Raw genomic sequence first — 25,288 nt, 5'->3', positions numbered from 1 at the left:
ATTAATGTCTTATAATTAAGCTATCTAATTTAAGTTCACTTTTCAACCAAACCGAAAATTCCTGCTCCCTGGCAATTAATAAACTATCTTTCAGCATGGCGGGCCACTTAGCCGTTGCAATATGTAAGGTGTCTATTTTTGTAAAATCTTTAGATTCTAACACATTAGCATAGCTAAAATATTGTAAATCCGAGAATTTCTGCTTAGCCTTATGGCTTAAACTTGAAAAAGGAATAGCTTTTAGGCTTCCCTTTTCGATTTGTTTATTTAAATCGATGATTTCGCTTTTTAATTCTTCTATTTCCTTGTGCAAGCCAGAAATTACATTTTTACTATTCTTCAACTCATCACGTGCATCCATATATGCATTAGAAATAAGCTCATAACTTTTAGTATCACTTCCCTTGATTTTAACCGCTGCCTCCTTTATACTTTCATATTCTGTGTTACTTTTCAAACTATTTAACAGAGCTTGTTTCGTAGATTCTGAAACTTCATTAAAGAAATTAAGTTCTATGATTCTATCTTCAAAACTGCTGTCATAATTCATAAGTTGCAAAGCATCGTTCGATCTAATTTCATTCTCTAAAAACTTTCTTATTCCAACTTCAAATTTCGTTTTATTATATACTTTCCAGAAGGTAAAACTCGCTGGAATCATAACCACGATTGCAATTAAGGTAGCAAAACGAGAAATTAAACGTCGCCGCTTTGAATTGGCATACTTAATCATTGGAAACCTTAATATCTTAAGCACAACAAAAGTTGACAAAGCAATGAATATGGTATTGATAGTAAATAAGTAAGTGGCTCCAAAAAAGAATTTTAAATTACCTACTGCCAATCCATATCCCGCTGTACATAAAGGAGGCATTAAGGCCGTAGCAATCGCAACACCAAAAATCACTGAGGCAATAGTTCCTCGTTTTGTTTTCGCTACAATAAGAGCTAAACCACCAAATATAGCTACAAAAACATCTAATATGGTGGGTTGTGTACGCGCTTCAAGTTCGGGCGTAAGTTCGGTTAACGGCGACAACTTAAAATATAAAAAGGCTGTTACCACACTTAAAGACACCATAACTAATAAATTAATTAGTGAGCGTTTTAAAGTATCAATATCATTAATGGCTAAAGACATACCGACCCCTAAAATCGGTCCCATAAGTGGTGAAATTAACATGGCTCCAATTACAACCGCTGTAGAACTCACATTTAACCCAATAGAGGCAACAAAAATTGCAAATATTAAAATCCAAGCCGTGGCCCCTTTAAAAGGAATATCCCTTTTTATGGACTCGATGGTTTCATCACGATCGGTATCTTCCCGAAAATCCAAAAGTTCTTCAAAAAACCGCTTGACACTTTTAAATAAACCTTTAGCGTCTGATTTAAGCGCTTCACGAGATTCTTCGACGGCTTGTGCTTTCTTCTCTTCGTCTTCCGAAAAGTTAAATTTACTTTCTTGCATTTAATAATGATTAACCATTAGTCTAAATATAGAAATTATTTGAAAGGTTTTTATTTAAAAAAATCGGAATACTAAGAAAATCCAATTTTATTTTAAAAACCAGCGTGATTTTAACCGTATTGTTCGCCAAACTTATCTTTGACACTTTTAAGGACCTTTTTAATATCTTGTTCTTTTGCCTTGGGATAAATAAGCAAAACATCTTCTTTATCTACAATAATATAATCTGACAGCCCATCTACAACAACAATTTTGTTGCCTTTGGTTCTGATCATATTTCCAGTCGCATCATCAACTAAGGTTCTTGCATTCACGACAGCATTATCATTGACATCTTTTCCTAACTTATCGTATAAACTCCCCCAGGTCCCCAGATCATTCCAATCGAATTCCGCGGCAATAACAAATACGTTTTTTGAGGTTTCCATAATAGCATAATCCACAGATACATTTTCTGCTTTTGGATAATTTTCCTTGATAAAGTCAGCCTCACTTTCAGTATTATAACTAGAAATTCCAGATTCGAACAACTTATATAATGCGGGTTGGTTACTCTGAAAAGCTTCCACAACCGATTTTACGCTCCACATAAAAATACCGGCATTCCAAAGGAAATTCCCCTGTTTTATAAAAGACTTAGCCGTTTCATAATCTGGCTTTTCTCTAAATTGATTAACCGATTTAATGTCTTGAGTTGATGTCTTATCAAACTCAATATACCCATAGCCTGTATTAGGAAATGTAGGTTGAACACCTAAAGTCATCAGGGCATTATTGTTTTCGCAAAAATTAAAGGCTTGTTGTACATTCTTTGAGAATGTTTTTTCATCTTCAATCCAGTGATCACTAGGAGCTACAATCATTACGGCATCCGGATTTTCCTTCTGAATTTTTAACGAAGCATATAAAATACAAGGTGCTGTATTTCGCATAGCTGGTTCTAAAACCACTTGGCGTTCTGTTAATTCAGGTAATTGCTCAAATACCAAATCATTATAACGTTCGTTAGTTAAAATAAAGATATTTTCCTTTGGAATTACATGTGATAAACGTTGAAATGTTTTTTGTATTAAAGTATCTCCAGTCCCCAACATATCGTGAAATTGCTTAGGAAATTCCTCTGTACTTACTGGCCAAAATCTCGATCCTACTCCTCCTGCCATCAATATGGCGTAATAATTTTTATTCATTGGTTATTTTTAATAATTCAACTTCTGCATTCGGGTTAAAAAGATATATCCTACCGGTATTCTCTTCAACACACTCAAAACGCGTTCTTCTTTTATGTCCTTTTATAAAGGTTTTATTATTGTATAATTTAAAAGTTGCCCCTAAAGGTACTTCAAAAATATAAGATTTATCGCTCGGAGGATCATACTGTTTTAAAGCAAAGGCCAATTCAATATCGGTATCACTCGAAGCCCTAGGATTTTTAAAATGCCTAGCTAACAGCGGCAAAAGTGTTTCTGGAAAAATGTCAGGATTTAAAAATGGTAACATTAAATGCTGAAACGTATGCTTCCACTCTATACCATGTGGCTTAATTAACTTCCCATAAGTTCGATAGGCTTCAAAATGAGCAATCTCATGAATTAAGGTAATTAAAAAACGATACTGATTGAGATTAGAATTAACAGTTATCTGATGATTTCCATTAGATAAACGCATATAATCACCATGCCTAGTTTTGCGCTCCTTTTTTACTTTTACCAGTAAACGATCGTGTTCTAATAATTTTAAAACCTTTGGAATGGCATTATCAGAAATATATCCCTGCAGTTTTTGATGCATATACTCAAATTTAAAAGAATTACCCGATTATTAAAAGCTTTCGACATAGAAAACCACAATAATTACATTCTCGAAACTATTTTTGTTCTTTTTTAGAAAATCTAAAGTATTTCAATTAAATCTTCCATTTTCGAAAACGTTTTTGTTGCCAGGCCTTCCAATTCATTGTAATAATCGTGTTCGGTATAACCATATACATCAAACCCTCCATTTAAAGCACCTTGAACTCCAAGTTTACTATCCTCTACAACCAAACAATTCTCAGGACTATAGCCCATGGTTTTTGCAGCCAATAAAAAAATGTCTGGATCAGGTTTCCATTTCTGAATAGTATAACAACTGAATATCTTACCTTCAAAAGCATCTAAGAGACCTACCAGTCCTAAATTAAGTCGAATTTTTTCATCAGTACCACTAGAAGCCACACAAAAAGATACATCCAACTTTTCAATAACATTCTTAATACCTTTTATTGGTTTCACAGTGTCTTTAAACCGCTTATCCAATTCAGTTCTATAATCTTGTTCAAACGTTTCTGAAACTGACTTAGTGACTAAGGTCTTTATTAATTTCAAACAATCTCTAAAATGACTACCTTTAAAATGCTTCATAGCATAATCAAGATCGATGTTAGCCCCGTAGTCATTCGCCATTTCTACTAACAACTGATTACTTGTAACTTCGGTATCTACCAATACACCATCACAATCGAATATAATACACTTGTATTTCTTCATAATTAAGGCGTAGAATTAGAAACCTGTAACAATTTGCCGTTGTAATATTTATTCCCGTTTAAAGCAAAATCAGAAATATATTCTGCCATTTCCAATGCAGTAGTTGGTGCCTGGTAGCCGGGAAAAGCTTCCTCTAACATCTCTGTTTGAACAGCCCCTAACGCGAGCACATTAAATGAAATGCCACTTTCTTTATATTCTTCAGCCCATAACTCGGTTAAAGTTATAACAGCGCCTTTACTAGAGCTATAAGCGGCTAGGCCTGGAAATTTCATACTACCCTGTACACCACCCATAGAGCTTATAGTTACTACATGACTATTTTGTTTCATAAAAGGTAAAACTACTCGCGTAAGTTCTGCTACTCCAAATACATTGGTTTTATATACGGCTTCAAAATCGGCCATAGTAATTTCAGAGAATGGTTTGTTAACCAACATACCGGCATTGTTTATCAACACATCTACCTGCTCCCAATTTGCATTTATAAAATCCTCAACTTTAGAATAGGCATTCTCATCACTTAAATCGAAAGAAAATGTGGTTACATTACTTAAATTTAAATCATTAATAGGCCGCTCATTTCTGGAAAGCGCCAGAATTCGATGCCCTGCCTTTGCAAATAATTGTACTAATTCAAAACCTATTCCTCGACTTGTTCCGGTAATGATTATATTTTTCTGCATGGGTTTTTATTTGTGCTAAAGATAAAAAAGTTCAATACCCTAGTAAAACTATTAACAGATAATTTAAAATGAAGTCGGTCACCGATTAAAATTGCGTAAACCGCTATAAATCATTAATTTGTATGAAAATTTTGAATCATGCCTATATTTATGGATCGTCACGATGTCTCGGAAGGTGTTTCGGCTGAAGTGTTGGCAGAGATACATCAAGAAGACTTAAAAATTGAACACGAGTATGGTTGCCGTGGTTTTACCTATTGGTTCGACCAAAAGCGTAAAAATGTGTTTTGCCTTATTGAAGCTCCAAACAAAGAAGCTATTACACGCATGCACAAACACGCTCATGGCGATGTACCAAACACTATTATAGAGGTAGAACCTACCATTGTAGAATCTTTTTTGGGCAGAATTTCAGATCCTGAGAAAGACCAAAGTAAAGAACTCAATATTATTAACGACTCGGCTTATCGCATTTTAATGGCCATTAACTCTAATCGAATAATATACAAGCAAAATTCTACCGTTTCTAAATCGATTTCAAAAAACTTTGATACCGAAATTGTAAAATTAATTGAAAAACATCACGGTAATATTGTCAAAAGAAACACGAGCTTTTATTTAATTTCATTTAAATCTGCTGTAAACGCCATTAAGACCGCTTTAAAAATAGAATCGGACTTAAAGCCTAAATATTCAACCCCATCAACCCACATTAAAATAGCGATTGCCTCAGGAGAACCTGTAACGAATAAACCTCAAATTTTTGAAGATACTATTTCTTTAATTTCTCGAATGTGTGAAATAGTGGATGCCGATATAACTATTTCATACGAGGTGAAAACTCTCTTTAAAAGTGAACAGAGAAGTCTGATTTCTGATAATAGTCAAATTCGGGTGCTATCTCCTTCCGAAGAAACATTCCTTATTCAGTTAATGGATGAAGTTGAAATCTCCTGGCAAAATTCAGAATTTAATATCGATAATTTTAGTGAAAATCTTGGTTATAGCAAATCCCAGCTCTACAGAAAACTTACAACTTTAACAGGAAAATCTCCCAACGCTTTTATTAGAGATTACCGTTTAACTCAAGCTTTAAATTTACTAAACCTTGAAAAAGGCAATATATCCGAAATTGCCTTTGAAACTGGATTTAATAGTTTAGCATATTTTTCTAAATGCTTTAAAAATAAATTTAAAATACTTCCTTCAGATTACATTTCTAAGCACAAACACACTAACTAATTTATTTTCAATGCATTAAAACTTATAATATTTGAATTATTTGTGTAACTTCAATCAGAAATTAGAATATAATTTTAAAGTGCTATTAAATTTTTTAATCACTAAAATCAAACAGTATGAAAACTTTAAAATCATTCTTAATTTTAATCTTAATCAATATTTCAGCAATTACATTTGGTCAAGACAAATCTATTGCCGACTTATTACGAGATGAGGCGGCCACACCAAACCAACATATGTATGTTATAGAACGTGAAATGCCAGAAGTCGGTAAATTAACGAAAATAGAATTAAAACAAGCTAGTCTTAATTCTTGTAAAGTATTGCATAATTTAGGACCTGATATTAAATGGGTAAACAGCTTTATTACTGGCAATAAAATTTACTGTGTATATCTAGCAGCTAATAAAGATTTAGTAATTAAACATGCTAAGGATGCCGGTATTCCTGCTAATTCTGTATCTGAGGTGGTCAATATTATAGACCCAAGCACAGCTGAAATGTAAATAATCTATACCCAGCCCCAATATTAAGATTAAATAAAATTGAATTTAACATCTTATTAGCCTAAGTCCACCTACTCTTGGAGATATTTACGTGAAATTTAAAACAATTAACATATGGAAAAATCACTTTTTGAAAGATTAGGTGGAGACGAAGGCATCTCAACCATTGTAAAAAGAGCTATTAGTCTTCACATGGAAAACCCACATATCAACGCACGATTCCTTCCATACAAAGAAAGGCCTGAATATTTCAACACGGTAATACAGCATAGTATTAATTTCTTTAATTCAGGTAGCGGAGGTCCTGCTGTTTACTCAGGAAGAGATATGGAAACCACTCACAGGGGTATGAATATTAATCCTGAAGAATATATGCATGTGATAGATGATATTTTCATAGCATTGGATGAAAATGCTATTGATGAAAACACTAAAAAAGACGTCCTGGCCATTTTATGGTCACTTAAAGGAATGATCATTGCTAAATAAATAATTAAACTTTAAAATCATGCCAAAATATGTTATTGAAAGGGAGATTCCTGGAGCAGGAGAACTTTCTCCCGAGGAATTAAAATCGATCTCTATAACATCATGTGATGTGTTAAAAAATTTAGGCCCCGAAATAAATTGGGTACACAGTTATGTAACCGACAATAAAATATATTGTGTTTACATAGCGCCTAACAAAGAAATGGTACTGGAGCATGCCAAACAAGGTGGCTTTCCAGCTAATTTAGTAACAGAAGTATCAGCAATTATAGACCCTGTTACCTCAGAATAAAAAAAGCCGCAATTATTTGTAAATAATTGCGGCTTATAAAATTTATATATAAGTCTGAATTACCTATTCAGACTAAATATTATACAACCATTGTTAAAGGATTTTCAATATATCCTTTTAAGGTTTGAAGGAATTGCGCTCCAGTTGCCCCATCAATAGTTCTATGGTCACAAGCCAAAGATACTTTCATTGTATTTCCAACGACAATCTGCCCATTTTTCACAACAGGTTTTTGCACAATATTCCCAACTGATAAAATTGCCGAATTTGGTTGATTAATGATCGATGTAAATGTATCTATACCAAACATACCTAAATTAGACACGGTAAACGTACTGCCTTCCATATCGGCTGGCGTTAATTTTTTGTTACGTGCTTTTCCAGCCAATTCTTTAACTTCTGCCCCTATCTGCGGTAAAGATTGTTCGTTAGCAAACTTAACTACAGGCACTACCAATCCATCCGGTACTGCTACAGCAACACCAATATGCACATGGTTATTTAAACGCATTTTATCTGCAAACCATTGTGAGTTTACTTGTGGATGCTGCTTTAAAGCCAACGCACAAGCCTTCACCACCATGTCGTTATACGAGATTTTCGTATCTGGAATCGAGTTAAACTGTGCACGGAATGCTATAGCATTCTCCATATCGAACTCAACATTTAAGTAATAATGTGGCGCGGAGAACTTAGAATTTGTTAATGCCTTAGCTATCGCTTTACGCATTTGTGAGTTAGGCACATCTTCAAAATCTTCCTGTCCAGCTGGCACAAACTTACCAACTGAAGCAGCACCTTGAGCCGGCTCATAATTCTCAACGTCGTATTTTACAATACGTCCATTCTCACCTGTACCTTGAATTTTAGCTAAGTTAATACCCTTCTCTTCAGCTAATTTCTTTGCTAGAGGCGAAACAAATATTCTTCCACTTTCATTTTTGACAGGTTTTCTCTTTGGAGTTTCTTGTTTAGGAGCCTCCGTCTTTGGAGCCTCAGTTGCTTTTGAAGCTACTGACTTCGGTACAGATTCCTCTTTTACTGTGGCTACCGTTGATGACGCATTAAAATTAGCTGCCACACCAGAAACATCTGTTCCCGCTGGGCCTATAATAGCTAATAATGAATCCACTTTTGCCGACTCTCCTTCTTGTAATCCTATTTCTAAAAGTGTTCCTGACTGGAATGATTCAAATTCCATGGTGGCCTTATCTGTTTCAATCTCTGCCAAGATATCACCTTCTTCAACAGTATCTCCAACTTTTTTCAACCAGGTAGCAACCGTACCCTCTTCCATAGTATCACTTAAACGAGGCATCGTTACTACGATAACTCCCTCAGGCAATGAAACGGCTTCAGAAGTAGTTTCTGTTACTTCATTTGCCACTTCTTCAGTAGCTGCAGGCACTTCTTCATTAACTGAAGCCGAGCTCCCCCCACTTAGTAGAGCAGAAATATCTTCTCCTTCGTCTCCTATTATAGCTAAAAGCTCATCAACTTTTGTTGTTTCACCTTCCTGAACACCAATATGAAGCAAAGTTCCTTCATTAAAAGATTCGAACTCCATGGTGGCTTTATCAGTTTCAATTTCTGCTAAAATATCACCTTCTTCTATCTTATCTCCTACTTTTTTCAACCACGTTGCTACGGTACCTTCTTCCATAGTATCGCTTAAACGCGGCATATTTACTACTATTGCCATATTTTATAATTTGTGTTGGATAAATGGATAATCTTCTTGTTCATATACGACATCGTACATAACATTCTTTTCTGGCCATGGAGACTCTTCAGCAAACTTCTCACATTCAGAAACAAGATCCTTCACGCGTTTATCAATAACTTTAATATCTTCCTCTGAAGCATAATTATTTTCAAGAATAACATCCTTTACTTGAGTAATAGGGTCAATTTTCTTGTATTCTTCTACTTCGTCCTTTGTTCTGTAATGTTGCGCATCACTCATAGAATGTCCTCTATACCTATAGGTCTTTAGCTCTAAGAACGTTGGACCTCCACCTTTACGCGCGCGCTGAATAGCTTCATCGAACGCTTCGGCCACTTTAACCGGATTCATTCCGTCTACTGGCCCACATGGCATATCATAACCTAAACCTAATTTCCAGATTTCAGTGTGATTTGCAGTACGCTCTACAGACGTTCCCATAGCATAACCATTATTCTCACACACAAAAACTACCGGAAGATTCCATAACATGGCTAAGTTAAAAGTCTCATGCAAAGATCCCTGACGGGCAGCACCATCACCAAAACAGCATAAAGTTACTGCATCACTACCATGATATTTATCCCCAAAGGCAATACCTGCTCCTAAAGGAATCTGCCCTCCTACAATACCGTGACCACCATAAAAACGGTGCTCCTTAGAAAAGATATGCATAGAACCACCTAAACCTTGAGAGGTTCCTGTACCTTTTCCATATAATTCTGCCATAACACGTTTTGGATCAACACCCATACCTATTGGCTGAACGTGATTTCTATACGCAGTAATCATTTTATCTTTTGTCAAGTCCATAGCGTGCAGCGCTCCTGCTAACACTGCTTCTTGACCATTATATAAGTGAAGAAATCCTCTTACTTTTTGCTGTATGTAAACTGCAGCTAGTTTATCTTCAAACTTTCTCCAGAACAACATATCTTCATACCATTTGAGGTAAACCTCTTTTGTGATTTTTTGCATCGACTATAATTAGGTTTTACTTAAGCGAAATACAAAAGTAATACATTGAAAGCTATTGGGAAAACCTAAATTAATGAAAGTAAAAAAAATATTAAAAATTTGGTTTGAATTTGATAAATCTAACAATATTTTATCAAACCACAATACACGTTTCAATATTTGAAATAAACTTACTGATTAAAGATTATACTTTATTATCTAAAAATTGAAACGATAAGTTACAACAGTGAATTATTAAATGTCCAAGGTAACAAATTACTTAAAGAATTCGATTTCATCACCTTACCACTGTCGCCCATAAAATATATTTCAATATCGTAATTCTGACGAATTTCATATTCAGAAATCGCTTGTCGGCAGGCACCACAAGGTGGAATGGGCTCTATCGTTTTCTTTTTATTTGAAGCAGCCGAAATAACTATTTGAATAATTTTAGCTTCTGGAAATTTAGCGCCTGCATAATAAATTGCAGTACGTTCGGCACATAAGCCCGATGGATAGGAGGCATTTTCCTGGTTACTACCTATTATTACTTCACCATTATCTAATAAGCAAGCTGCACCAACTTGAAAATTAGAATATGGAGCGTAAGCCTGTTTTCTTGCTTCAATAGCCTTTTCCATTAAGTCTTGAACTGCCTTAGGAAGCTCACTTAAGGCTTCATACTCATACAGTACTAATACTTTTTTTAACTCCTTCATTCTTACGAAATAATCTTATGTTATTAAAAGTAAGAAAATATTAAACAAAAAAAACTATTGCATTTGGCAATAGTTTTTTTAATCTATCATTGTGAATAAATTTTTCTAATACTCGTAATAGGTTCCTTCTCCAATATTGAAGGTAAGCGAAAAACGTAATGTATTCTCTAAAGGACTTTGCACCTTCGATGCTGAAAATAGATAAGACAAGTCAATATTTACAATATTAGCTTTAAATCCTGCTCCCAATGCCAAAAATTTTCTAGCACCTTTTTCTTCACTCTCATTAAAATACCCCATTCTAAATGCAAATGAATCTTGATAAGAATACTCTGCTCCTAACGCCCATGTAAACTCTTTCATTTCTTCGCTAAATCCATCCGGAGCATCGGCCCAAGACTGAAACATACCTGTTAAAAAACTAACATCCGGATCTTTACCTTTTACAATAATTGTTGGCTCCTCACTACCTTGTTCACCATCTCCATCAGTATCTACAAAACCATAAATAGGTGGTGTTGGCACTAATAATTTTGTTACTTCGGCCGTTAAAGATACCGTGTTATAATTATCAAGAATAAAATCGAACCCTCCCCCTAAGCGCAAATTAGTAGGCTGAAAATTATCTTGTCCTCCTTGATCATACTTAAATTTAGGTCCTATATTTTGAATAGCAAATCCACCTCTCCAACGACCGTTAAAATCGGCATATGCTTCTTCTTCACTTTGATAATACCCTGAAATATCCACACCAAAAGTATTAGCAGGCGTAGCATCACCATCAACACCGTCTAAACGCAAATCGGAACGCAAATAACGCATACCTACCGACATGGCGAACTGATCTGATAATCTCAAAGCATAAGAGGCATCAATAGTTAATTCGTTAGGTCGTTGAATTAATGCTTCAGAAAATTCATCATTCACAAATTCAATATCACCTAAAGAAAAGTATCTGAAACTGGCTGCAAAAGAACTACGTTCATCCAGACGATTGAAATAGGTTACATTCCCAAGAAAAATATCATTAACTAATTTACTTAAATACGGAGTGTAACTTACTCCAATACCTGATTTAGTTTCTGAAAACACATATTTTGAAGAATTCCATTGTTGTGAGAAGGCATCTACCGACGTTGCAACCCCCATGTCTCCCATTGAAGCAGCACGTGCATCAGAAGCAATTAAAACGAAAGGCACTCCTGTTGTAATAACACGCCTCTCCTGATTTGGAAATATTATAGTTTCTTGAGCACTTAGTTTACAAACAAAAGCAAGCGCTAATAATAGCAATAGCTGGTTTTTCATGTATTAATTTTTAGTTAGCAAATATAATTTTTAATTAAAGGATTACAAGTTTTTCTATTTTTTCAACCTTTTTATTTAGACGAGTGGACTCTACTATTAGTTTATAAACGTAAACTCCTTTACCTATTTTATCTCCGAAATCATCGCGTCCGTCCCAAATAATATCTCTAGACAAAGAACTAGTTTCAACTCCTCCGCCTAAGGTTTCACCATTTAGGGTTCGTACTAATTTACCAGAAACGGTGAATATCTGTATAGAAACGTTTAAAGGTTCCGAACTATTGTGATTGAACCAAAATTCTGTATAATTAACAAAGGGATTCGGATAGTTAAGCACATTATTAATAACGAGTTCTTGGTCCTGATCGTAAACTATAAACTGTATTTCAGCAATGGATGAATTGTTATATACATCCCAGGCTTTAAGAGTTAATGTATGTAATCCTGGTTCCAAATCTCTAAACGGAAAACTTAAAACGCCTTTTTGGTAATCGTCTACTTCTGTTTGATAATAGTCATTTAAAATATACGGATTAGTCTCATCACCATCCAATATAGCCACTATATCATGACCTATTCCACTAGCCGTATTTATTCCATTAGCATCTTCTAACTTAGCTAAAAGTGTGGGTGATTCATTAGTAATGCCACCTGAAACAAAATTTTCATCATTCATATATAACGTGATAACAGGACCTATGTTATCCTCTGCAGCATCCTCATTCACTCCTCCAATTTTCACAGTATTGATATTAGCACCTGTTTGATCCTGAGTTAAATTGGTATCATTAGCATAAAAACTAACTTTACCAAAACCAACGGGAATACCAATATCTTTTGGTACTACAAAATCGAATTCGAACTGCCCATTTTCTATAGATGCCTGGCCTCTAAAAATAATTTCCCCTAATGTTTTAAAATCTAATTTCACCAATTCACCATTGAGCCGGGTTCCATCATTGGCTAAGGTTTGTCTTTCAATCTCCTTATCATAAATCGTTGTAGTAAGTGTCCCTTTATAATCAGTCAACAAATTACCATTTACATCGGTCACTTCACCAGCTAACTTAACATAACTCAGTGCTTTTAAAGTATCTGTAGATTGTCCAATAGGCACATCATTTATTTTTGTTAACCGAATATTAGGTTTTGCAAAAGCCAATTTCATAGCCGGATCACCAATAAAAAATATCAATCTTCGTTGACTCTGAAAAGAAATAGGGGACGTATTTTTTGTAAGGCGAAGTGCTTCTGCCATAGACGGATATTCATAATCGGAAAAATTATCGTCATCACTATACGAAAACAAATACTGCCCTAGTAAATTATTAAATGAGATAGCAAAATTAACAAAAATTTGTCTCGTTGTTGTAATTAATCCAATGGCTCCTGCTTGCTTATTCCAAAACATAAATTCACCAGCTGTTACCCTAAATGGGTTATCGAATTTTGTAAACTCACAAGTTACTGTCACAAAACAACTGAGCTTATTATAATTTCTAAAACTTTCTATGTCCGGCTTAGACAAAATACGTTCTTCTGCCAAACCATCCTCGCCACCATGACCAAAATAATTAATCACTATAGCTCCTTTATCAATAGCATTTACAAATTGCGTATTTACCTGGGGATATCTTTCTCCACCTGCCGACACTTCTTGCTTATAAGCATCAGAATGTATTTTTACGACATTCATAAAATGTTTCGAATCGGTCACTAAATTCCCAATATTATCAGTGGTTTCCTGTAAAATCCCCTCCCAGTCCTTATCGACATCATCAGAGACTACAACAAATTTATTACGCCAGGCTCCATGCGATTCCTTATTATAGTAGGATTCTATTTTATCCACCATTTCTTTTGCCCGCTGTGGCGTATCTGCCAAAATTCGTCCTACTGCCACATCAAGCATGTCGCTTGTCACCATGGTTCCTTCATTATCATCCATCATTCCATAAAAATCATCGGACACATAAGAACTGGTTAAGTTAAAACTTGCATAAGAATACCATGAAGGAACCACATTAGTATTATTAGGTATTCTATTCTTATAATCGAATGAAGTATCTCCAAAAAGACACAAATATTTTAATCTTTTATCTGGAGCACTGGCATTGTCATAAACATATTTCACCAAATTTCTTATGGCTGCCACATCCTTATTGCCCGTACTAAATTCATTATATATCTCACCTAAACTATAAACTTTGACATTATAGCCATATTGATTCCTGTTTATTTGTGCCATACGTTCGGCTTGATTTAACATATTCGTAGGTGTTACAATTAAATAATCGACATCTTGAAATTCACCTTGATTATTCTTAAAAACAGTACCTTTTATGTTTTGATTTACAACTATAGTTACACCATCAAATTTGGGTTCATAATAATCTGCTGAAGTAACCGCTTGATAGTTCTTAAGACTACCCATGTTTGTTTTAAAACTGAAATTTGGAATCTCCGTTTCATTAATATAAGAAAACACGTTATACTTATCTGTAACATCCCAAATCTCCTGTAAATTTGATGCATTCTGAATTATGTATTCTGCCACACCTGAGTTTATCGCTACAGCATTATTTTTAAATTGAAATTGTCTACCATTAAATTTCAATGCTCGAACGGCCTCAATCGATATATAATCTAAATAGCCTATAGCACTCGGATTACCTTGATTACTATATTTTAATTTCACAGCAATGTTTGACGAATTCACATTAACCGTATTATTATAACTTGCTTCACTAGCAAGTGTACTTCCTGATGTTCCTGATATTGATAAATTAGCAACTACGGCATTATTTACCGACACTTCCATATTTGTTGTATTCGAAGCGCTTGCAGCTGCATATACTTTCAGTTTAATGGGTTCCGAAACGACTAAATCTGGAAACTCAAATTGAAAAGTTTTTGAATTCTGAATATTAAACCGGTCACCAAACCATCGCCTTCCTAAAGAGGCAATATTATAGTCGTCGTTTTCATGAAACTGATAATCTTCAAACGTATTTATAGATAAATCTACAGGGCCCGTTGGCTGCGTCATAGTTTGTATGCGTTTACCCTGACCTGCACTCACATTAATATAATAATACGTTTTATCTGTATAACAATTTATGTTGGTATTACTTTCGGCATTGTACCCCTTTGGCCCCACAGCATAAAATAATATATGGTCATCATTATTAAATTGCCCATCAGATTCCCCTACAAATTTTATGGCATTTTCTTGAACATCATAAGCTTGTGATGCACTATTAGCATAAGGAATCATTTCACCGCCATTCCCATAGAGTTTTATAGTTCTTGGATCTACATTATTAACATCTACCCCCAAACGCTGCAAAAAACTCTTCGTTAATTTGTAAACTCCGGTGGTGTCAACATAAAAACGATACCACTGACCAGAACTTAAAACTGAATTTGAAATACTTTTTGCTCCGACAACTTTATTTAAACGATTTGCTTTACTGGCAATAGTTTCAAAAGTATAATTGATTCTAAAAGAAATCACCTTCTTATAACTTCCATTAGCATCTTTTACAATTGGTGATATTTGAAAATAGGCATATTTATTCTCTCGAGCGATAGAATTTCTTAAAACATATTTCAGCTCACTTGGAATAGTGGTCACATTTAAATCATGTAATTCGCGAGTAGAAACACCCTCGTATACTACATTGGTAACTTGTATAGAATTTTCATTCACCTCCTGATTTACACCCCATTGACTCACAAAACTAATTCCTTCTTCAAAGCTAAAACTATAGTTTATTTTATTAAATCCAGGTAAAACGATTGTTTCATTTGCAACTGTAATATGCTTTTCTGATTCCCAAATAAGACTAAAATCTTTTTGTTGAGAAAAACCTAATACGCTAAAAACAAACAAGGTAATAAGTAGTAATTTTTCTTTCATCGCTTAATAAACGGTTTTAACCAGCTGATATTATCAAATATCGAACAATTTTAAAAACTGAGTCAAAAATACAATAATAAATTAGTAAAAGACACGTTATTACAACACAAAAGAGAGTCAGAAAAAGCTAAAATCATCGACGAAATGCACAATAAATAGGGTGAAACGCTCGATTTTTTAGTCAAAATTAACAATTTAGCTTGCGATGTTGGGTTTAATTCTTATATTGCAGGACCAAAAATATTATTAGCTTACTTAAACGTATGGATATGAAAAAAGTATTAGCATTCAAGGTTTTATTAGTTTTAGCAGTCTCCATGGCTATAACTAGTTGTAAAAAATCTTCGAGTTCAAAGAACAGTTCTCGAGCTACAGGCTGGCAAATTAACTCGCGAGAAGGTGGGTTCCAATACAATACAGATTTTAAAGAACAGGAAACTGCTCCTGGTTTAGTATTCATTGAAGGAGGAACCTTTACTAAAGGTCGTGTTCAGGATGACGTGATGCACGATTGGAATAATACCCCGAACCAACAACACGTACAATCGTTCTATATGGACGAAACCGAAGTTACCAATGCTATGTATATGGAATACTTAGATTGGATTAAACGTGTATATCCGCCGTCGGACGAAAATTTTAGAGCTATTTATAATGGTGCTTTACCAGACACTTTAGTTTGGAGAAATCGTTTAGGCTACAATGAAGTCATGACAGAAAATTATTTACGTCACCCGGGATATGGTGAATATCCAGTTGTTGGTGTTAGCTGGATTCAGGCAGTTGAATTTGCTAACTGGAGAACAGATCGTGTTAACGAATATAAATTGGAACAAGCTGGATATTTAAAGCGTGATGCAAAAATCACTGACGTTAATGCCGATGCTACCTTTAATACAGACACTTATATTAATGCTCCTACTTTAACCTACGGTGGTAACGAAGAAATAATTAATGGTGACGGACGTAACCGCAGAAATGTTAGAACTGATGCCGATGGTAATGAAACTAACATCTATGCTACTAGAGAAACAGGACTTATTTCTCCAAAATACAGACTCCCTACAGAAACTGAATGGGAATATGCAGCCTTAGGCTTAAGTGAAATTAGAAGTTATAACCTGTATCGTGGTCGTAAAAAATATCCATGGGATGGACAATACACCCGTAATGGTAAACGTAAGTACAGAGGAGATCAATTAGCTAACTTTAAACAAGGAAAAGGTGATTACGGCGGAATTGCTGGATGGTCTGATGATGGAGCTGACATTACTAATGCCGTAAAATCATACGAACCGAACGACTACGGACTCTACGATATGGCAGGAAATGTTGCCGAATGGGTTGCTGATGTATACAGACCAATCATCGATGATCAATTTAACGACTTTAACTACTACCGTGGTAACGTTTACACTAAAAACGCTATCGATGAAGACGGTAATGTAAAAGTTGTTACCATAGACGATATTGTATACGACACCTTATCTAACGGAAAAGTAATAGCACGTAATCTTCCTGGAGAAATTTTACAGGTTCCTGTGGATGAAAATGAAACATACTTACGTACAAACTTTGACAAAAGTAATGAAATAAATTTCCGTGATGGCGACAGACGTTCATCTCGTTACTTTGATAATTTTGGTGATGAAGACAATGCAACAACGACAGCAGAAGCTGAAACGAGAAAAATGTATAACTCTCCTAAACATTCTATATCTAGGGACTCATTAGGTAATATCATTAGAGAATATGACAAGTCTAATAATAGAACTTCTCTAATTAACGATGAAGTTCGCGTATATAAAGGAGGATCTTGGAAAGACAGAGAGTACTGGTTAGATCCAGCTCAACGTCGTTACTTCCCACAAGATATGGCAACAGATTATATCGGATTTAGATGCGCCATGTCTCGTGTAGGCTCAAAAACTAAAGCAAAGCATAAAACAAAAAATTAAATAGAACATTTAATAAAAAAGCAAAAGTCCTAACAACTACGTTAGGACTTTTTTTGTTACTTTTAATTCCAAAATTAATATTCATTTCTTTTGACTATAGCCGAACTTCACACCGTTTTTTTAGAATGCAATTCAGTTTGTACCGACACCAGAAAACTGAATAAAAATGATATTTTTTTCGCTCTTAAAGGCGATACTTTTAACGGAAACACATATGCAGAACAAGCATTAAACACTGGAGCAAAGTATGCCATTATTGATGAACCTGAATACAACATATCATCGAATACCATATTAGTTAACAATGTACTCGAGACGCTTCAAAACTTAGCTTCTTATCACAGAAACTATTTAAACCTCCCGATAATCGCTTTAACTGGTAGTAATGGAAAGACAACCACAAAAGAACTCATAAACACAGTCCTTGCTAAGAAATACAATACCACAGCCACTATTGGTAATTTAAACAATCACATTGGTGTACCTTTAACCTTGCTATCCATGACAAAATCTACCGAAATAGGCATTGTAGAAATGGGTGCAAATCATTTAAAAGAAATTGAATTTCTATGTAAAATTGCTCAGCCTGATTTTGGCTATATCACTAATTTTGGAAAGGCACATTTAGAAGGATTTGGAGGTGTTGAAGGTGTTATAAAAGGTAAAAGCGAAATGTATGATTACCTTATTAAGAACAATAAGACCATTTTTGTAAATGGTAATGATGCCATTCAGCTAGAAAAAACACAGAATACAAATCCTTCTATCTTTAATTCAAAAGCAGGAGATATATCTATTAAATTCATAAGTGCACAACCTTTTGTTAGCTGTCAATATCAATCACAAAAAATAGAAAGTCATTTAATTGGTGAATACAACTTTAACAATATTAGTGCAGCCATAGCCATAGGACATTACTTTAAAGTAAAAGCAACTGATATTAAAGCGGCCATTGAAAATTATATTCCTTCAAATAACCGATCGCAAATACTAAATATAGGCACAAATAAAGTTATTTTAGATGCTTACAATGCCAACCCCACAAGCATGCAGGCTGCTCTACAAAATTTTGAAAACCAAGGTGGCAATAAAATTGCAATCTTAGGAGATATGTTTGAATTAGGGGCTGCCGCTAAAGAAGAGCATCAAATTATTCACGATTTATGTAATAACCTGAACATAAATAAGGTTTATTTAGTTGGTGAGAACTTCTATAAAACTAAAATTAATGATGACAAAATCAAACGCTACAAGACCTTTTCCGATTTTCAGGCGAATTTTAATATACACGAAATTAATAATACTACCCTACTTATTAAAGGCTCAAGAGGGATGGCATTAGAACGAATTTTAGACAACTGACAAACCTATATAACCAAAAAGTGCCTGTTCTAAAAAATAAAACAGACACTTGATGTAAATTCTCCCTAAGAACTAATTAATAGCAGTGTAAAATTGCAACATAATTAGTTTGTATGCAATACTCATTTTGAGTATTTTTAATAGTTTCATTATATAGAATACGTAATACATTCATAATTAATTACATAACTCTAATTATTTTTTGTTTAAAATTAAACAATTAAGTATTTATTAGACCTTAACATACCTATAAGCTCTCCAGTTGAAGATATATTCAGCTTTTTTAAAATATTTCGCCTATGTGTATCGACCGTATTAGCACTGATATTAAGTTTATCAGCAATGTCTTTACTCGAATTATTTAATAACAACAAGCGTATAATATCTCGTTCTCTATTGGTTATACCATCGGCAAGCAACTTTTGAGAAAAATTATTAAAATAAACCGTTTCATATTCATTGTTATCTTTCAATAATTTAGCCGAAGCACAAACTTGAAGCTCTATTTCAGGACTTAGCACCGTATAATGGGCAAGACCAATAATTGGCTTATCGCAATCATCAAAAACAAGGGGAGTGGTATTTTGAATAATATTAACATAATCACCAGCAGCATTCTTCAGCCTGTAATTCCAGGTATAACTCATTCGATCCCGATGTTCTAAATCAATCTCATTTAAAGTAAAAACCATTAACTCATTTAATGCTTGCAGCCATAACTCAACATCGTCAGGATGCATTCTACTCCAAAAATAACGCATACCATCTTTTTCAAAATCTTCCTTTTTTAAACCCAAACAAGCAAACATATTCTTACTGATATATTCGAATTTCAGATCCTGAGTATTGGTTACACAAAAAAAAGTAGAACTATAAGGCAAGTAAACATCTAGTTCAATAATCTTCCGCACATGTTCTTCCAGTGATGGATGATTATATGACTGGAACACATCCTTATAAACATCTCTAATTTCACTTATATTCATATTCAAAAGCAACAATTAATCAAACTACTTAAATAATAAGAACTTACAATTTACAGCTAATAATATTCAATTGATGAATATTTAGTTAAAAAGCAAAAAAAATAGAGCAAATTTGAATTTTAATATAAAAGTCTGGAAATAAAAAAACCCGATAGTATCTATCAGGTTTTCTCTGTGGGCGCGAAGGGATTCGAACCCCTGACCCCTTGGGTGTAAACCAAGTGCTCTGAACCAACTGAGCTACGCGCCCGAAAATTTTCGGGATTGTGCCTAATTTCTAATTGAAATAAGCCTCACAACATGTCACTAAAAAACCTGATTTTTAATCAGGCTCTAAATTGTTGTGGGCGCGAAGGGATTCGAACCCCTGACCCCTTGGGTGTAAACCAAGTGCTCTGAACCAACTGAGCTACGCGCCCTGCAATTAGGTGTGCAAATATAAGCTAGTTTTTCATTCTACAAAAACATTTTTTGTAAAAAATTTAAATTATTTCTGCCACCACAAACGTACTTCCTCCTACAAATACAAAATCATTTTCGGAGGCCTCGACTAAAGCCGATTTATACGCCTCATAAACAGAATCATAAACCATACCCACCAATCCATACGGCAATAAATTCGTCTGTAAAACATCTGCTTCTAAGCCTCGAGGTATATCCGGTTTACAGAAATAATAAGTTGCATTTTTTGGTAGTAGGTCTGCTATACTACTTAAATCTTTGTCATTAACAACACCAAATACCACATGCAATCTATCAAAATTTTCATTTTGAATTTGATTTATAACATATAGAAGTCCTTCTCTATTATGTCCAGTATCACAAACTACCTTCGGTTTGGCATTTAAAACTTGCCACCTGCCCAATAAACCAGTATTTTGAATAACGTGTAGCAATCCTTGTTCTATATGATTTGCTACTATTTTATATCCTAAAGCACTCAATTGTTTTATTGCTTGAACAACAGTAACGATGTTTTTCTTTTGGTAACTACCAATTAAATCGGATCTATATACCTGTGTTTCTTCTTGATCTGCAAAAATTATCCTAGAGTTATTCTGATTAGCAATACTATTAAAAACCTCTTTAGTTTCATTTTGAGTTTCACCAATAATTACAGGAATATTTGGTTTAATAATGCCTGCCTTTTCACGAGCCACAGCTTCTAATGTTGTTCCCAAAAACTGTGTATGATCTAATCCTATATTAGTAATTACCGAAACTTCAGGCGTAATAACATTCGTTGAGTCTAAACGACCACCTAAACCTACTTCGATAACCGCGATATCTACTTGTTCTTTTGAGAAGTATTCGAAAGCCATGCCAACTGTCATTTCAAAAAATGATAATGCATGAGTCTCAAAGAATAATTTGTTCTTTTCAATAAAATCGACAACAAAATCTTCTGAAACTTCCTTACCATTAATTTTTATGCGCTCCCTAAAATCTTTCAAGTGAGGCGAGGTGTACAATCCTACTTTATACCCAGCCTCCTGTAAAATCGATGCGAGCATATGACTTGTAGATCCTTTACCATTGGTGCCAGCTACGTGTATTGACTTAAATTGGAGATGCGGAAATTTTAAATGCTCGACAAGCTTTATAGTATTGGATAAATCTGACTTAAATGCTGTATTTCCTTGGCGTTGATACATTGGTAGTTGAGAAAACATCCAATCGAGCGTATCCTTATATGTCATAATGTTACTGACCTAATTCAAAGTTTACTCTTACAAATCCTTTTTGTCTAGCTGGTGCATTTGGGTCTGCCCGCCATTTATGAGATAAAGCTATTTTTTTTGCTGTATCTAACAAACATAAAGCCTTATTTGTAGTATATTTTACTCCTGGTGTCGCTTCAATAACATTGCCATTTTGGTTTACAACAATTTCAACGATGACCATTCCATATTCATTACATTCTTGAGTATAAGTAGTGAATTTAGCTTTACCTCTACCGTTTAGTCCGTAGCCTACACCTCCGCTTCCTGAACCACCAGATCCAAAATAGCTAGGAGCATAAGGATTTCCATCTAACTGACCTTTGTCTCCTGCACGAGTATCATCACCTTCACCCCCCGTTTGGTCTCCTTCAGATTTGCTCACACCACCTATTAGAGCATCTAATTTACGCTTCTTTTCCTCAAGTTCACGCTGTTCTTTAGCAATGCGGTCTGCTTCTGCTTTAGCTTTGGCTTCCGCAATAGCCTTTGCTTTTGCCTCAGCTTCCTTTTGCTTTTTAATCGCAATTGCTTCAGAATTGTCCTCCGTCAACACTTCCTCTTTAGCCTCTACCGCCTTTGTAGGTTCAACCTTTGTTACTTCAGGTTCGGTAGGTTTTTCGATGTCTCGCGGTTCAGATTTTATAGGTTTCATTGGCTGTACATCACCACTTCCAAAATTTGAAGTTCCAAAATTAACAGCTACACCATATTCCACAGGAGGATCCATATAAGTGGTTCCAACAACAAACAACAAAAGCAGCAAGATTACAGCTATTAAAGCCGTTAATTTTGCTGAATTTCTTTCATGCTTTGTTTTGAAATATTTCATTATAAAATTAATGATGTATTTTATTTTATTATGCTAATTATTAGGCCTTACTGCAAGAATGACCTTAAACTTATTTCTATTAGCGATATCCATTACTTTTACAACATTCTCCACAGGCACGGACTTTTCCGCTCGCAACACAATAGTTGGCTTATCGTGAGAAGACAATGCCGCCAGTAATTCGTTTTCTAAAACACTCTCTACCACGCGCTTTTGATCGATATAATACGTTAAGTTTTTCTTGATACTTACAGATACCGATTTTTTATTTTCTGTTTTACCACTTGCTTTAGGCAACAAAATATCTATGGCATTTGTTGTCACTAAAGTTGAAGCCAACATGAAAAATATCAATAACAGAAATACAATATCTGTCATCGATGCCATGCTAAATTCGGGGGTAATCTTATTTCTTCCTTTTAAATTCATCCTTATGTCGGCTCGTTTAAATGATCTAGGAATTCAACAGAATTCGCCTCCATTTGATAAACCACTTTATCTGTTTTTACAACCAAGTGATTATACGCCATATAAGCTACAATACCTACTATTAATCCGGCAACCGTAGTTGTCATTGCGGTATACAAGCCATCAGCCAATAATTTTATATCGATTTGTCCACCAGAATTCGCTATTTCAAATATCGATAAGATCATTCCAATAACCGTACCAAGAAACCCAATCATAGGAGCCGCCCCAGAAATGGTTGCAAGAATACTCACATTTTTCTCTAGTCCATACACTTCTAGTCTACCTGCATTTTCAATGGCGGTATTTATATCTGCCAATGGTTTACCTATACGAGATAACCCCTTTGTTATTAAACGGGATACCGGAGAATTTACCTGAGCACATAATAATTGCGCTGAATCAATTTTACCATGAGACACATGATCTTTAATTTGATTCATAAAATTAGCATCGATTTGGGATGCGGCCTTAATAGCAAACAATCGCTCAAAATAAATATAAATAGCCCCCATAAGTAATACGAATAACAAAATTATGATCACCTGACCGGCTACCCCACCACTACTTATAAGTTCTATAATTGAGAGTGTTTTTTCAACAGACTCACCATCGGGTAATTCTGCTTGTTCTAGTGTATCTTGTAAAACTGTGCTTAACATATAAATAATTTCTCTTACCGTTGTATAACGTTTCTTTCTTTACTAAAGTATTTTAAAATAAAGTTCTTGTAACCATAAATGCGGCTGAACCCGCCAAAAAGCCTAATAATGCTAGCCATGAAATCTTTTTTAAATACCAAAAGAAATCTATTTTCTCCATTCCCATTGCAACAACTCCAGCAGCAGACCCAATGATTAACATACTTCCTCCTGTTCCAGCAGAAAAGGCAATAAAATGCCAAAGTTCATTATCTAAAGGTTCTGAGAACATTCCTAAACTTGCTGCAACTAAGGGAACATTATCAATAACAGCAGAGCCTACACCCAATAATAGTACCACTAAATCTGAAACACCTGCATGATGTAATTCTGTTCCTAATAGCGGCATTGAATCCTGAAGAGAGTTGGCAAAACCAAATAATATACCTAACGACTCTAAACCTGCTACAGCCATTAATATTCCTAAGAAGAATAAAATACTAGGTAATTCTATTTTAGATAACGAATAATGTACTGGGCTATGGTGTGCATGTGCATCACTTTCTTCCGCATCATAAACCGTCAAACTAAACTTAGAGCTACTATAAATTTCAGCAAAAATTGCAACTACCCCTAAAGATAACATCATTCCGACATAAGGAGGCAAATGCGTTACCATTTTAAATACTGGTACAAATACAATAGCCCCTAACCCTAAATACAACATGGTTGAACCAAATTTAGATTTCTTTTTATCTACAGTTTCTTCAATGTCCAGGTTTCCTTTAAATATTGGTAAAAAGGATGCTATAAAAGAAGGAAGAGCCATACAGATTAAAGAAGGAATAAATAAATAAAGAAATAATTTCTCAGAAGAAACTTTTTTACCTATCCAAAGCATCGTTGTGGTAACATCACCTATTGGAGACCAAGCTCCACCCGCATTAGCGGCAATAATAATTAAACCTGCGTACCAGATACGCATATTTCTATCTTTCACAATTTTCTGTAAAATAGAAATCAGTACGATAGTGGCGGTTAGGTTATCGATAATAGCTGAAAGAATAAAAGCCAAAATTGAAAAAATCCATAGAATTTTGGTCTTCTTTTTTGTTTTCACGAAATCCTTTATAGTGGAAAAACCATCGAAGTAATCAATGATTTCAACGATGGTCATAGCTCCTAACAGGAACACTAAAATTTCAGCGGTCTTTCCTAAGTGATGCAATAAGGTTTCTTCCATTATATGCATTTTTTCTTCATGCTCTAACAGACCAAAACTTTCTAATAAATTATGATTGGCCGAATCAAACCAATTTGGAAAACTATCAATCCCAAAAGATATTAATGCCCAACTAATAGCCATCATAACCAACGCCGGGACGAGCTTATCAATTTTTAAGTTATGCTCGAGTGTTATGGCTAAATAGCCAATTATAAATACTAAGATGATTGCTGTTTCCATAAATTA

22 protein-coding genes and 2 tRNA genes are annotated in these 25,288 nt (G+C 34.6%); 6 read left to right on the top strand and 18 right to left on the bottom strand.

All coding sequences use genetic code 11. The features are described from left to right. Position 1: 1 nt before the first annotated feature. The 5 genes from H611_RS0111115 to H611_RS0111095 all read right to left on the bottom strand — a co-directional run bounded on the left by H611_RS0111115 (position 2) and on the right by H611_RS0111095 (position 4,685). Positions 2-1,471: a DUF389 domain-containing protein gene (locus H611_RS0111115; RefSeq protein WP_027138447.1), complete on the bottom strand. Its 1,470-nt coding sequence runs from the start codon at positions 1,469-1,471 to the stop codon at positions 2-4. Between the two features lie 110 nt (positions 1,472-1,581). Continuing rightward, positions 1,582-2,661 (bottom strand): mannose-1-phosphate guanylyltransferase, encoded by a 1,080-nt coding sequence (locus H611_RS0111110; protein ID WP_027138446.1) that lies wholly within the window; start codon positions 2,659-2,661, stop codon positions 1,582-1,584. Then, on the bottom strand, positions 2,654-3,262 hold the full coding sequence (locus H611_RS0111105) for a SprT-like domain-containing protein (protein ID WP_027138445.1): 609 nt from the start codon (positions 3,260-3,262) through the stop codon (positions 2,654-2,656). Before H611_RS0111105 ends, H611_RS0111110 begins: the two co-directional genes overlap by 8 nt. 101 nt (positions 3,263-3,363) lie before the next feature. Next, positions 3,364-3,999, bottom strand: a complete 636-nt coding sequence (locus tag H611_RS0111100; protein ID WP_027138444.1) for an HAD family hydrolase — start codon at positions 3,997-3,999, stop codon at positions 3,364-3,366. Positions 4,000-4,001: 2 nt separating this feature from the next. Further along, entirely contained in the window at positions 4,002-4,685 is a 684-nt protein-coding gene (locus H611_RS0111095; protein ID WP_027138443.1) for an SDR family NAD(P)-dependent oxidoreductase, read from the bottom strand. A gap of 138 nt (positions 4,686-4,823) precedes the next feature. Here H611_RS0111095 and H611_RS0111090 point away from each other — a divergent pair, with 138 nt between their 5' ends. The 4 genes from H611_RS0111090 (at position 4,824) to H611_RS0111075 (ending at position 7,214) form a co-directional block, all read left to right on the top strand. Further along, the gene (locus H611_RS0111090) at positions 4,824-5,927 is read left to right on the top strand and encodes a nickel-binding protein (RefSeq protein ID WP_027138442.1); all 1,104 of its coding nucleotides are present in this window, start codon (positions 4,824-4,826) and stop codon (positions 5,925-5,927) included. A 116-nt stretch (positions 5,928-6,043) separates the two neighbouring features. Continuing rightward, on the top strand, positions 6,044-6,433 hold the full coding sequence (locus H611_RS0111085) for a DUF4242 domain-containing protein (protein ID WP_245574792.1): 390 nt from the start codon (positions 6,044-6,046) through the stop codon (positions 6,431-6,433). Between the two features lie 114 nt (positions 6,434-6,547). Continuing rightward, positions 6,548-6,922, top strand: coding sequence for a group I truncated hemoglobin (locus tag H611_RS0111080; RefSeq protein WP_027138440.1), 375 nt, complete (start codon positions 6,548-6,550; stop codon positions 6,920-6,922). A 19-nt stretch (positions 6,923-6,941) separates the two neighbouring features. Then, positions 6,942-7,214: a DUF4242 domain-containing protein gene (locus tag H611_RS0111075; protein WP_027138439.1), complete on the top strand. Its 273-nt coding sequence runs from the start codon at positions 6,942-6,944 to the stop codon at positions 7,212-7,214. 79 nt (positions 7,215-7,293) lie between these two features. Here the strand turns inward: H611_RS0111075 and H611_RS0111070 are convergent, their stop codons facing one another. From H611_RS0111070 to porU, 5 genes are all read right to left on the bottom strand, one after another. Then, positions 7,294-8,916 carry a pyruvate dehydrogenase complex dihydrolipoamide acetyltransferase gene (locus tag H611_RS0111070; protein ID WP_027138438.1) on the bottom strand — a complete coding sequence of 541 codons (1,623 nt, stop codon included), beginning with the start codon at positions 8,914-8,916 and terminating at the stop codon, positions 7,294-7,296. Positions 8,917-8,919: 3 nt separating this feature from the next. Further along, positions 8,920-9,918, bottom strand: a complete 999-nt coding sequence (pdhA, locus tag H611_RS0111065; protein ID WP_027138437.1) for a pyruvate dehydrogenase (acetyl-transferring) E1 component subunit alpha — start codon at positions 9,916-9,918, stop codon at positions 8,920-8,922. Between the two features lie 218 nt (positions 9,919-10,136). Beyond that, the gene (gene cdd / locus H611_RS0111060; RefSeq protein WP_027138436.1) at positions 10,137-10,619 is read right to left on the bottom strand and encodes a cytidine deaminase; all 483 of its coding nucleotides are present in this window, start codon (positions 10,617-10,619) and stop codon (positions 10,137-10,139) included. A 105-nt stretch (positions 10,620-10,724) separates the two neighbouring features. Beyond that, positions 10,725-11,927, bottom strand: coding sequence for a type IX secretion system outer membrane channel protein PorV (gene porV / locus H611_RS0111055; RefSeq protein ID WP_027138435.1), 1,203 nt, complete (start codon positions 11,925-11,927; stop codon positions 10,725-10,727). A 34-nt stretch (positions 11,928-11,961) separates the two neighbouring features. After that, positions 11,962-15,849 (bottom strand): type IX secretion system sortase PorU, encoded by a 3,888-nt coding sequence (gene porU / locus H611_RS0111050; RefSeq protein ID WP_027138434.1) that lies wholly within the window; start codon positions 15,847-15,849, stop codon positions 11,962-11,964. A 263-nt stretch (positions 15,850-16,112) separates the two neighbouring features. Between porU and gldJ the strand changes: the two genes are divergently transcribed. Both gldJ and H611_RS0111040 read left to right on the top strand, forming a co-directional pair. Beyond that, a complete protein-coding gene (gene gldJ / locus H611_RS0111045) occupies positions 16,113-17,807 on the top strand; it encodes a gliding motility lipoprotein GldJ (protein WP_027138433.1) in 1,695 nt (564 codons plus the stop codon). Between the two features lie 90 nt (positions 17,808-17,897). Then, positions 17,898-19,169, top strand: coding sequence for a UDP-N-acetylmuramoyl-tripeptide--D-alanyl-D-alanine ligase (locus H611_RS0111040; RefSeq protein WP_027138432.1), 1,272 nt, complete (start codon positions 17,898-17,900; stop codon positions 19,167-19,169). A gap of 212 nt (positions 19,170-19,381) precedes the next feature. On the opposite strand, the gene H611_RS0111035 is transcribed toward H611_RS0111040, so the two are convergent. From H611_RS0111035 to nhaD, 8 genes are all read right to left on the bottom strand, one after another. After that, positions 19,382-20,155: a LuxR C-terminal-related transcriptional regulator gene (locus tag H611_RS0111035; RefSeq protein ID WP_027138431.1), complete on the bottom strand. Its 774-nt coding sequence runs from the start codon at positions 20,153-20,155 to the stop codon at positions 19,382-19,384. Between the two features lie 175 nt (positions 20,156-20,330). Continuing rightward, positions 20,331-20,405, bottom strand: a tRNA-Val gene (locus tag H611_RS0111030). 94 nt (positions 20,406-20,499) lie between these two features. Then, positions 20,500-20,574 (bottom strand) — tRNA-Val (locus H611_RS0111025). 63 nt (positions 20,575-20,637) lie between these two features. Next, entirely contained in the window at positions 20,638-21,855 is a 1,218-nt protein-coding gene (locus tag H611_RS0111020) for a bifunctional folylpolyglutamate synthase/dihydrofolate synthase (RefSeq protein WP_027138430.1), read from the bottom strand. Positions 21,856-21,859: 4 nt separating this feature from the next. Then, positions 21,860-22,708, bottom strand: coding sequence for a hypothetical protein (locus tag H611_RS0111015; protein WP_027138429.1), 849 nt, complete (start codon positions 22,706-22,708; stop codon positions 21,860-21,862). A 33-nt stretch (positions 22,709-22,741) separates the two neighbouring features. Beyond that, entirely contained in the window at positions 22,742-23,137 is a 396-nt protein-coding gene (locus H611_RS0111010) for an ExbD/TolR family protein (RefSeq protein ID WP_027138428.1), read from the bottom strand. Between the two features lie 2 nt (positions 23,138-23,139). Continuing rightward, entirely contained in the window at positions 23,140-23,838 is a 699-nt protein-coding gene (locus tag H611_RS0111005; RefSeq protein ID WP_027138427.1) for a MotA/TolQ/ExbB proton channel family protein, read from the bottom strand. 52 nt (positions 23,839-23,890) lie between these two features. Continuing rightward, positions 23,891-25,282, bottom strand: coding sequence for a sodium:proton antiporter NhaD (gene nhaD / locus H611_RS0111000; protein WP_027138426.1), 1,392 nt, complete (start codon positions 25,280-25,282; stop codon positions 23,891-23,893). Positions 25,283-25,288: the final 6 nt, after the last annotated feature.

The sequence above is a fragment of the Gaetbulibacter saemankumensis DSM 17032 genome (genome assembly GCF_000425645.1).
In the GTDB taxonomy this organism is placed as follows: domain Bacteria; phylum Bacteroidota; class Bacteroidia; order Flavobacteriales; family Flavobacteriaceae; genus Gaetbulibacter; species Gaetbulibacter saemankumensis.
Note: the sequence above shows the minus strand (reverse complement) of the source record. Positions and strands in the feature narration are given on the sequence as shown.